The following is an 11,664-nucleotide window of genomic DNA, read 5'->3' on the forward strand; positions in this document are numbered from 1 at the left end:
TCTATCATACAGGTTTGCTCCAGTTTTGTATAGGTACCCACTATCTACCGTTTACGATTGATAAATGTGAATGTATGTTTTTTCTCAATACACCCTCTTCTATCAATATAAACAAAAAAACAGAATCTCCCTGGCTCTATTATGAATTAAATGTAGCAGGCTTAATACAAAAGAAAAGGGATATTATCGAACCTGTATTAGAACATGGATTAGCGTTTAAACGTAATATAGAATTTACTCCAAACTTAAAAGAACTGATAAAAATTACTGTACATGATTTGAAGAATTGGGAAAAACAATGTTCAGATCCCAACAATAAAGATCCGTTTACTGTACTATATCATATGTGCATGAACCATGAAATCTAACAGCACAACACTTCACACATAACAACAACTGCTTCCAAATAAAGGGTGTCTGTCGGAAAATGAAATTCGCATACAAGATATTGCCATAATGCCGAAACGCTCACCATATATGTTGCGAAAAACAGTCATTTCCCGGCAGCCCCTCTATTTCGTGCCTTACCTGTCTTCTCCAGGACATTTTCCAGTCTGCAAAGCATAGCATAGCATAACTCCTATTGCAGAATCTCTTACCGTAATTCCACTTGTAATGAGATAATCCAGTCCGCAAAATAATACTCCTATTACCTTTCTATGCAATCTTTTATCTCTGTCCTTACCGTAAAAATTGTCTCGCAAATTTCTCCATATTCTTCCTTGTCCAAATTGCAGTTTATTATCTCTTCTGCTGCATCCAAACACTTTAACGCTGCATGATATCTACCATGATAACAATAGTATCTTTCCATTGAGAAATACACTGCTATACTCAACTCATAATCCTTTCTGTATAGATTTTTTTTATTTTTCAGCAGCCTTTCTGCAGCCTGCAATTTTTTCAGGGCACTAATATCTTTCTCCCAATCCCTGCCAAATGTTGCTAATATTAAATTTATTTCTGCCGTCTCTGAAACAATCTCTTTTTTTCTGCTCAGCAGATGATAAGCCCGGACATAATAACAAAATGCCGACTTCCTGAAATGCATATGTTCCAACGCTTGCCCCATACATAGATAAATCGGATAATCTTCCACTGAGACTTCCTGATTCTTTAATCCGGCAACCGCCATACGTTCTGTGACGCATGCCAAAAAATGCTTTCCGTCCAAGCTCCACGTATTTGCTAAATTGTGCAAGGAAGTCACTGTTGAAGGCATGTGCAGTCCGCCGTGCCTGAAACGATACCATAACCCTTTCAAATGAAAATGAACTGCTTTTTTATATTCTTCTTTCCTATCAAAAACACTGCCCAAATTATCCAAAGTAGTTGCAATATGCATATTATCATCTTGATAATAACCTCGATAGCATTTCAATGCTTCTGCATAATATTTTACTGCTTCTCTTTCATGTTCTGTTTCCTGCATCAGCTGACCCATATTATTCAGGATTGCTCCATACAGTTCATGCTGAAAACAAGAATCTTTTTGTAACATATCTAATGCTTTTCGATAAGCCTTATATGCTTTTGCATAAAGCTGCATATTCTGAAAACAAGAACCGATTTGATTATAAATATCTGCTTCTTTTTCATGAAAAACATCTTTTTGCTCTTTCAAAACCTGTATCGCATTCTGGTAATTTTCCAAAGCATTCTGGTTTTGTCCCATAACTTCATATGCTGCTCCCATATTTAAAAAATTATCGGCCTCCCACAACTCAGCCCCATGGCAAGGTTCCAGCAGATTCTGAACTCTTTTTCCAGCCCTTACCGCCTCTTTCGGTTTTCCAGTTTCGATGAAGTAACATATTATTTTTTCATACCAGGAAATTTCTTCGACCGTCCCTTTATTTCCCTCCTCTCTTAAAAGTTCTCCTGTTTTCTTCAAAGATTCAGCTTCTTTTTTCCAATCCCTCAAGCAATAGTAAATATCACATTCCGCCAAAAGTACCTCTATCTTAAAATCGCTGGCTATGTCTGCTATTTTCCAGACTTTTCTGCACTGTATTAACGCACGTTCCAGGTGTCCCCGACGTATTAGGAAATGAATATTCAAAATTCTCACTTGCATTACTTCTGAATGTGCTTTTCCAAACACAGCTTCCAGCCGCGGCATCAACCCGACATATTCTTTTTGGTATTCTTTATCCCTGCACTGTTTATTCAAACTATTAAGAAGTGTTATGCGAATTCGCAAGCTGTTTACGGTATCTTCAAAAAACGGATTTCTGTAAAATTCCAAAAGCCTGCGCCCCAATGCATATGCCATTCCATAATGTCCTGTATTCATATACATTCTGCATAACAGATTTTTATATTCACATATCTGAACAGAACTTTCCCCGCTTTCCTGGGCAATTCTTATCGCCTCTTTTGCATATCTGTACGCTTTGTTATACTGAAGCCTTTTTGCATATAATACAGACAATTGATTATAAATATTTCCTGCATCATTCAGCGTTATCCTGCCTTGCCTTAATAACCCAAGCATCATTTCCAAATGTTTTTGCGCGCAATCATACATCCCTTGTTCCAATTCCATATTAATTATCGTAATCATACAGATATAATTTTTTTCTGTAACTTCAAACTCTGACCATGACTGCAAAATTTGTTTATAATTATGAAGTTTCTGGAGACACCCCAGTGCATACTCTTCATTATAATATGTAATGCTGTCTACAATCTGAATATCTGCAAGAACTTTCCCCGTCCATACTTTATCCCGAATATGCAGCAGCTGATACAGCAATTCCCTGCCAAGCACAGGATCAGCTTTGGCATCCTGAAAACATACTTTTATGATATTTTTCCTAAAACTATGTAAATGATTTTCTCCCACCTCCCATAGTTGGCAAACAGCCCTGTTAAATTCCCCGGAACCAATTAGCATACGCTGTTCCCCGGTTATTTCCAGATATGGATACACAAATGAAAGTATTTCTTCGTCTACAAATCCGACCAGCAGCTTCAATTCCTTTTCTGTTAAACCATTTTCCGTAGAAACAAAATAAAGCATCATTTCCCTTATATAATTCTCTTTCCCGGAAAACCTTCCTAACATCCTTCGCAAAAAAGCAGTATACAAATTCAGAAGCCCGCCTGCCTGTAAAGCATTTCTATACAACATTCTTGTTACCGTATCATATTTGGCAGCGGCATTTAATTCCGAGATAAATACATAAACATATTCCAATGAAATTTTTGCCCTTCTACGAAAAATCCAATTTTCTGCTATGCGCCTGCTTTCTCCCTGTTTTCCCTCTGTCCACAGAATTTTTTGAAGAACCTTGTAACTGTCCACAGAAGTATGGTGCAAAAAAGACACTTTCCTATCAGAAACCAGTGATTTATTATTGGTTGTCAGAACCATTTTTACATTTTCTGGCAGGTAATCCGGTAAAATCACATTTACAGAAAACGCGTCCAACTTATGTATTATTTGCTTCAGTAAAATCAATATTATTTCACTTAGCGTATAAGCTTCACATCCTGCAAATGCAAAACACATACCAGGCAGATATTGATCCAGATACATCCGGGCAGCCAAAACTGTTTTCCCGCCGCCCTTTTTGCCGTGGATACACAATATTTTTCTCGACGTACTCTCCAGATATTGGTATACCTCTGAGAGCTGCCTGTCTTTTACATAACATTTTGTTTTCCTTATGGCATATGCTGTAAGCATACACGGCTCTATCTCTTTCACACTTTCATGAATTTTACTTAAAACCCAACGAATTACAATATTCTTAAACTGGCCGGCATCAGAAACTTCCTGACATTTCTGTCCCGATTGCTGTATTAATGATATTAATCCGCCAGTTTTCCTATTCCTCTCTCCTACATTGTCATTTACAGTAAGAAATAATTTCTTCTTGTGTTCTGATGCTAACGCATAGAGAAACTCCAATTCCAATACGCTCACATTTCTGTCAATGGCCTCTGCCAGCATCGGGTATTCTTCTTTTAATCTTTCCCTCTCTTTTGTCTCTCTAAGAAATGTCTGCACCGGCGTTCCATACTCATTTCCTACAATGCCGATAAAAATATTGCTTGCTTTCACTGCCTGCAAGCACTGGCGTATTACAAATTTCGGCCTTGTATTTCTGGGTATTCCCAATTCAAAATCATATAAATAAAAGTAAATTCCGCACTTCCCCAGTTCCTTTTCCAGCCGGAAGCGCAATTCATTTCTAAATAAATCCCTTTGGCTTATCATTAGCGGCTCAAATGTCGATGATAAGAATAATTTTACTTTTTTCAACACGAACATCTCTTTCTGTTTTAAAACCATTGACAATTCTTACATTCCATAAGGCCTTATAGGAACATAGGGCTGCAGCATTAAATCACAGCTTCCATCCTCATGGTAAAACGCAATGCGGGTAACCTTGCGGGACTGGCTCACTACAGGGCCTCTGCTCCATTGCCCCAACTCTGCATGGTATCTTGCGCCGTCCGGATTTGTACGCCCATTGATATTTAACTCTACCAATGACACTTCCCCGTTTACGTCCGTCAATACATTCCCTGCCGCATCATAAAACACCGTATCTTTGGTTTCACCATTTTCCGTATATGTAATTTCATAACGGCTGAATCCAAACTTACAGTTTGATTCTATCCCATTTTCATCTAAAAATTTTCTCTCTTTTTCCCTTCCATAGTCATCATACCGAAATTCTGCAGAAGCAAACCCTTCCGGAATACACACCGGCTTCAAATCCATGTCTAAATAAGTTCTCTTTGTTTCCAGACCTAATTCATTGTATACGGACTCCCATCCCGCGAGTACGCTATAAGCTAATACCGGGTTTCCTGCCTCGTCATAATATTCTTCCCGGCACTGGTTCCCATAAGAATCATAGTATAGATTTTTCCTGGCTATCCACTGAACGTTATCCGGCGCTCCCGAAATCTCCCGGGATTCCATAATTTTTTGCCCATTTTCATTATAAGAAACATGATAGGTAAAAATTTCTTCTCCTGTTTCATCCAGAAATACTGCCTCTGTGACATTTCTTCTTTGATTCACAGTTTCCCGAATACAGGAATATCCATTTGGAATCTTAATCGCTTTCCCGTCTGCACCGAAAAAAGAGAGCTCTGTCATCATGCCATTTTTATCAAACTCACATCGGTAAAAAGCATATCCCTCCTTTGCAACCGTCAGGTTATCATTTTCGTCATAATAGGCACACCCAATCAGATTATTCCATTTGTCATATTCCATTTCCGCCTTTGCATACCCGTACCTGCACAAAGTCTTTTGCCCCTTTTCGTCCAGGTACTCCCTTAAAGTCTCAAATCCATCCTTATTATACTGATATCTCACATGCTCTGTCTGTATCTGGTCTTTGTCATAGACCTTCCGTTCCAGCACATTCCCCCGGTAATCCAAGGTTTGTATTATCCTGTGAGCCTTTGTTCCGGTTACGGTCTGGGTCTCCATAGGCGCTTCTTTCGCTCCATAGTACTCTGTTCCTGACAGATGCCCATAATCGTCATAGGCATAATACACATCATTAAAATAATTTTCCGGCCTTGTCCCATCCGGCAATACATAACTGTCCTGGATTAATTTTCCTGTCTCATCATATCTTTGGAGTTTTGTGGAAAAGGGATAGTCTGATGTCAGGTTTCCTTCTTCGTCATAATATTCTGTTTTCTCAGGATTTCCCCCTTCGTCATATGCAAAGACCACTTTCGCAAAAAAACGTTCTCCTGACTGAATGCCTGATGCATTCATGGAACGATCCGCTGACAGTTTTCCATCTGCATTATAATAGGATGTGGATTCCAGCAATCCCCTGTCGTCATACTTATTTTCTATCCTCGCATAATTGCCCGGAACGTTCACTAACTTATCAAATTGATTATAATACGTGACATTTTCAACATTTCCGCCGCCGTTATAAGATAATTCCTGCTTCGCCCAGAAGCCGCTAAAGGGAATCAACTGCCCCTTCGTTCCGTAAACCTCAACCAGCGACATATTATCCCGAGCATCATATCCAAAAACAGCTTTATGATAACCCTCAGCGCAGTACACAGCCTCTCCCTTTGTCCCATAATAAGATACAGATTCTAATCTTCCTTTCGCGTCAATCTCATTCTTTTTACAGAAATATCCTTCCTTCGAAAAGATCTCTTCCCCGGATACACCGTAATAAGCCTCTTCTCTCAAATATCCCTTGTCGTCAAATTTACGCTTGATGCGAAACACCTGGTTGTCCATCACAAGAGGCTGATTGTCTGAGCCATAATAATCTTCCTGTAAAATATTTCCACAGGGATCATAATTCAATTTCAGAACAGCATATCCATCTTTGCACAGAATCCGTTCCCCGTCTCCATTAAAATATTCCGTCACGGTTGGATCGCCAAATTCATTATAACCAAAGGAAACAGCATGATATTTATCTTCACAAAATACAGGCTCTTGTTCCGTTCCATAATAAGCCCTGTATTCCACTTGCATTTTATCATTATATCGTTCCCTGCAGATGGCGTATCCCATCTCTGAAATCACTAAATTTCCATCTATCCCGTAATATTCTGTGACCCTTTCCTTTCCGTCTTCTTTCATTTCCATATAAGCGAAGGCGTCCGGCCCATAGGTCAGTTCATCTTCCAGCCCATAATAAGCCGCACAGCTGACGGCGCCATTCTTTCCATAGGTCAGCTTCAACCCAGAAACCCCATTTTGATTTACCGTTCTCTCCTCTTTTCTGTTCAGAAAGTAAATAGAAGTAATGCGCCCCTGAGAATCATAGATATACTCCTCACCTGCAATGCCTTCTTCATTGATGGCATAATTTACCCCGGACATATACATGCGACGAAACAATTTTCCCTCTTCATCCATGTTCAAGGCATACCTGTCTATTTTCATCCGGTTGGGAATTCCGTAAGCATTTATACTGGAAATGGGATATACCTGCCTGCTGACATATTGATTCTCTTGAAAACTGACGAACGCCATATCCGTGGCGTAAGAATAGGTCATCTGCACGATTCCATTCCGATCTAAATACTCCGCCACATCCAGCTTTCCATTATCCCTGCATTTGTAAACAGCGATCATCGGCCCATATGGATGATTCCAGGCATCCTCCTCCACCGGCGTTTTACAGGAATTAAGGTGCTCTAACCGGATCGTCCTGCTGGATTTTCTGGTGGTAATGCTGTAATAATCCGAAACTTTCTTCCTCTCATTGTCTGACAATTCATGGATCCCTACTGGTTTCTCGTCCACAAGGATATAGTCCTGATAAATTTTTTCATGCGGAACCCAGTAATCATATCCCCAGACAGAACACAGACCCAAAACTGCTGCACCCACGCCAGCAGAAACCGTCTGCAGCCGCCGCCTTGTTTTGTCCCTTCTCCTAAATTCCTCCACATCCGATAACGACAGCAGTTCAATGATCAGATCTGTCAATGCATCCCGCTTTCCCTGCCTGTTTTGGGGAATCTGCAGTTTTCCCCATTCCCTGAAGTCATACCACCTTATCTCATTCCTGTCTATGTGCTCCTTTAAAAGATAGTGAAAACAGTCTCCCGTTTTCGGATCTCCGTCTATGACAACGGGAATGATATTTTTATAGGGCTTATCTTCTGGATTTTTATCCATAAAAGTACGGATCTCAAATCCAATCCAGCCTGTTTCTGCTGGATTCTGCCTCCAATCTATCTGCTGGGGGCTGCTCCACTCTTTCTCCCCATTTACCGGAGAAGCGCTTGCCTGGGAACATAGCACAATCAATTTATCTGAAATGTTAAGGCTGTCTATAATATTCTGTTTTAATTCCGCCCCATACAGATCCGGATTATCTACAAAAATATGACGGATATGGCTGGTTTTAATGCCATTCTCCTTTCGGATTTTCCCCGGAATGCGGTATCGTTCCAATTTGCGCTGTAACTTTAACGCAAATTTTTTGTCCGGCTCCCTATGGCATATAAAACCGTAATAATTGTGAAATTTCTCTCTTTCAGTCCCTTTTTTCACTTATCTCATCTCCCTCTGTGCGTTTGCCAGCTTTTATCCAGATTTGTTCTGAATGGGGTGAAGATCAATTTTAGGCGTATTCTGTTCATATATACAAGATTTTTGAAATTTTGGGCTTGGTGATTCTTTCATACCCAAACCGCTCTATATACTATGAGTTTCCCAATCTGCAGTACATATCATTGTACTACAAATTGGGAAACTCATAGTTAAACATATTTCGCCAAGCAACCGCTTAAATCTATTTCCTTTTCCTGATAAATCTGTCCTGCAAAAAAAGCAGTCAGCATAATCTCCAGACTACTTGCTTCTCGAAACCTATACTTTAAAAAATAAAATAACGACTCTGAAAATGATTTTAACCCATCATTCTCCCTAAGAAGAATCGGAACCTCATCATCTCCGCTCATAAAATCCATAATGTATGCCAATACAAATCTTTCATTAATATACAGCAACTCTTTCTCCTGCTCCAATATTTGTATTGGCTTTCTCCGTAAAAACCAATATGACGTATAAGCTACAATTTTTATACTATTTATATGCTCAATTTTATGAAATTCTTTTAAACGTCTGATGTCTTCAAAATAATCAAGCAACATATACCCTAACGACAGTTCATTGACCGTAACTTTTCCCTCTATTCCCGCCTTTTTAATAAAGTCAATCATATTGTCTAACAAAGAACTAAAACGTTGCTCAAATTTATCATTATTATGAGCAAAATACTCTAGCACTTTGCTCGCTTTCACAAATTCTGAACGAACGCTATTCATGTTCCCCCTCCAAACTCCTCAGCCGGGTTAATGTTTCTGGCGTTAACGACTTACGAAATTTCAGACTCTGAACCCTATCATTATAATTATTTCCTTTATTTACCAATGTGTGCACTAATACATATGATAAATTCATCAACACAACAAAAGCCGCCGCCTTTTCGACAGAATCACCCGCCTTTCTTAATTTGCTCAGGTTACTTTGAACTATCCCCTCTGTTTCATCCACTGCATTCTTTTTATTCCTTATTCTATCAACCCAAATATCTTTCACAATTGGAAAATAAGTCCTGTACAACAGCGCAAAAGCCGACACAGCAAAAACAAACATTGCTGACACTTTCATTAACTGCATTTCTTCACCTCCCTTATCTCTCTTAAATATCTGCCTGCCGATAAAAAAAACATTAATACAAAATAACCTAAATTCACCTTAAAAATAATATCCTGATTCATATCTGCCCCTTTATTCTGCACTACTATAACAGAATAAAAAATGGCTCCTGCCAAAAGGCAAATTAAATTAAGCATAATCCAGCCGTCCTGCTTTTTCTCTATGCTTTCATCAATAAAATCATTCATTGATGAAATTGCAAACGTAATTCCTATAAACATAACACTGATGTCGCAAAAAAGTTCATAGAAAAAATTGCCTATATCACCTTGATACACCAAATTGGAAAATGGAAGGGCAATTAACGGTAAAAAAGAAATTCCAATACCCAAAAACCAATTACAAAACCTCTTTTTCAGATTCTCCATTTTTCTTTTTTTACTATCATTGTTCCAAGTAATATTTTCATCGGCAACAGCCATAGTCTCTCTTACGTTTCTCATTATTCCCCTTCTTCAGTATATTTAGCCCCTACATTTCATTATGTATTGTTTCACAATTCTAAAAGCATTTTATAATATTCTATGTAAATATATAGTTCTGATTACAATTCCAAATTTTATAATACTATGTATCTTTCTCATATAACGAAAAATCGACACCAGAAATTTACCTAAATCCTACAGTTAAAGCAAACGGCCAGTTGGTGTGTCACAAGATAATTTCCTTAAAAATCGGATAAAAGAAATTTGTTTCCCCTACATTATGTACTCCCAAGTAACCACCTGTCCGTTATTATATACCGATTTGGCATAAATTTCAACAATTTTCCATAATATTTGTAAAAATCTCATTCAAACTTATGCCGCTATAACAGCAAAATTTGCCGCCGGTATACTCACGGCTTCATACTTAACGCCCGCTCAATCCCATTAAAATATTTCTCGATCTGCAAAAGCGCCTCTTCTTTTGTTATTTTAGATCGTGTCTCTTCACTATAAATCTTTTTATACAACAGCTTCAATTCATCCAGCGAAATAGATTTTAAACATTTTTTCTTTGCCTCTGCATCTTCTTTGTCATATACCAGATATTCCAGATAGAACTGTTTTGCCATTTCAATATTATCTATTTTCTGTATTTCATCACGAACAGCTGATTTCTTTGCTGCCGTGCCTTCTTCTGGCGGACTGATTAGTTTATGCACTGCCGCTTCTGCTTCTTCGGCAGAGTATTTAAAATATCCCTTACGGAGTGCACCGCTGTCCTTCAAAGATCCAAAGTCTTTGTAACATTTAAGCAAGGTCTTTAATATATCCTTTTCCTTCCCACTAAGCTCCATATCCATAAATCTTCTATTCCTTTCTCTTGCCTCTAAAATCATTACGCTATCATTTCATAAATATATCTTGTGATTTCACTGTATTCATCGTGCATATCGCCCATACTCACAGTAAGAGGCACCCCATAATCCGCCAATCTTATCATCATAGGCATATTTTAAATAGGTGCTTTCAATCTCTGTGATATAATCCGCTACGCCGTCTGTGCTTATTTCATCGCCCACAGTAGGTATAAGATAATAATCACAGGCCAAAAACACACTCTGAATGATCAGATTACTGGTAGGCGGACAATCAATCAAAATAAAATCAAAAATCCATTTCCTTCTGAATGTCATCCAAAAATCTTGAAATCACCAGAATATTCCTTGTATCCTTAGAAAATCTGTCAGCAATATCATTTATCCTGCTGTTTTTCATGTCTAACACGGTAGGGACAAAGTCCAGGCAGCCATCTCCGGCAGAAGAATGCTTTGGGATCGGCTGAATGGCGTCAATCACCTTTTCAAAATTAGTATGTATATTTTTTTCCAAAATGTCCAGGCGGCTTGCCTGGCGTATATACTCTGCATATAATTCCAACACATAATTTAATGTGTGCCCCACATCTAGTCCTGATAACTCTTCATTTCTGCAATCCTGACATATTTTACTCAAAGAACATTGGGGATCCAAATCTATCAGCAATACTTTCTGTTGATATTCAGTAGCCAAATGAACTCCTATTTCAAATACTGTTGTAGTCTTTCCTACTCCGCCCTTATAATTTCCAAAAAAAATTTTCTTTGTCATAGCAAACTCTCCTCATTCGCAGCTGTTTATCTGTCTGTGCTTCATAGCATGTCCCACTGTAACGTTATCTTCTATGGCGAAACCCATACTCTTTTTTCAGCCTTTCGTATATTTCAAATGCAACCGGACAGACTTCTATCGCTTCCAGCATACTGTACAGGCTATGGAGCCGTTCTGGCTGATCCGTATATGGAAATTTTTTGCAGCTTTCCGGCCGATGTTCTCCTAATTTACAGGAGCCATCGGCGTCCAGAAAATCACAGGGCCTATGCTGAGTTGTATATCTTCCGTCTGCCGGCTTTTCTTTCAAGTATTCCGCTATAAATTCTTCCTTTGACATTCCTAACCCGGATAAACCGGAAAAGCTTATTTTGTATTTTCCCCTTTTGTGTTACT

General features: G+C 38.6%; 10 protein-coding genes. 1 reads left to right on the forward strand and 9 read right to left on the reverse strand.

The annotated features are described in order from the left end of the window. On the forward strand, nucleotides 1-368 hold a 368-nt coding region (locus E5329_RS31185; protein WP_330572372.1), incomplete at its 5' end, for an adenine nucleotide alpha hydrolase family protein. A gap of 281 nt (nucleotides 369-649) precedes the next feature. On the opposite strand, the gene E5329_RS26225 is transcribed toward E5329_RS31185, so the two are convergent. The 9 genes from E5329_RS26225 to E5329_RS26265 all read right to left on the reverse strand — a co-directional run bounded on the left by E5329_RS26225 (nucleotide 650) and on the right by E5329_RS26265 (nucleotide 11,608). Continuing rightward, nucleotides 650-4,273, reverse strand: a complete 3,624-nt coding sequence (locus E5329_RS26225) for a tetratricopeptide repeat protein (protein WP_168356783.1) — start codon at nucleotides 4,271-4,273, stop codon at nucleotides 650-652. A 39-nt stretch (nucleotides 4,274-4,312) separates the two neighbouring features. Further along, on the reverse strand, nucleotides 4,313-8,023 hold the full coding sequence (locus E5329_RS26230) for a toll/interleukin-1 receptor domain-containing protein (RefSeq protein ID WP_135992157.1): 3,711 nt from the start codon (nucleotides 8,021-8,023) through the stop codon (nucleotides 4,313-4,315). Nucleotides 8,024-8,232: 209 nt separating this feature from the next. Beyond that, nucleotides 8,233-8,799 carry a hypothetical protein gene (locus E5329_RS26235; RefSeq protein ID WP_135992158.1) on the reverse strand — a complete coding sequence of 189 codons (567 nt, stop codon included), beginning with the start codon at nucleotides 8,797-8,799 and terminating at the stop codon, nucleotides 8,233-8,235. Then, a complete protein-coding gene (locus E5329_RS26240) occupies nucleotides 8,792-9,154 on the reverse strand; it encodes a hypothetical protein (RefSeq protein ID WP_135992159.1) in 363 nt (120 codons plus the stop codon). Before E5329_RS26240 ends, E5329_RS26235 begins: the two co-directional genes overlap by 8 nt. Then, nucleotides 9,145-9,636, reverse strand: coding sequence for a hypothetical protein (locus tag E5329_RS26245; RefSeq protein WP_135992160.1), 492 nt, complete (start codon nucleotides 9,634-9,636; stop codon nucleotides 9,145-9,147). Before E5329_RS26245 ends, E5329_RS26240 begins: the two co-directional genes overlap by 10 nt. A gap of 395 nt (nucleotides 9,637-10,031) precedes the next feature. After that, a complete protein-coding gene (locus tag E5329_RS26250) occupies nucleotides 10,032-10,481 on the reverse strand; it encodes a hypothetical protein (protein ID WP_135992161.1) in 450 nt (149 codons plus the stop codon). A gap of 78 nt (nucleotides 10,482-10,559) precedes the next feature. Further along, nucleotides 10,560-10,814, reverse strand: coding sequence for a ParA family protein (locus E5329_RS26255; protein WP_135992162.1), 255 nt, complete (start codon nucleotides 10,812-10,814; stop codon nucleotides 10,560-10,562). Then, nucleotides 10,786-11,268 (reverse strand): AAA family ATPase, encoded by a 483-nt coding sequence (locus tag E5329_RS26260; protein WP_135992163.1) that lies wholly within the window; start codon nucleotides 11,266-11,268, stop codon nucleotides 10,786-10,788. Before E5329_RS26260 ends, E5329_RS26255 begins: the two co-directional genes overlap by 29 nt. A 64-nt stretch (nucleotides 11,269-11,332) precedes the next feature. After that, on the reverse strand, nucleotides 11,333-11,608 hold the full coding sequence (locus tag E5329_RS26265; protein WP_275443768.1) for a YkgJ family cysteine cluster protein: 276 nt from the start codon (nucleotides 11,606-11,608) through the stop codon (nucleotides 11,333-11,335). Between the last annotated feature and the right edge of the window lie 56 nt (nucleotides 11,609-11,664).

The organism is Petralouisia muris, assembly GCF_004793545.1.
In the GTDB taxonomy this organism is placed as follows: domain Bacteria; phylum Bacillota; class Clostridia; order Lachnospirales; family Lachnospiraceae; genus Petralouisia; species Petralouisia muris.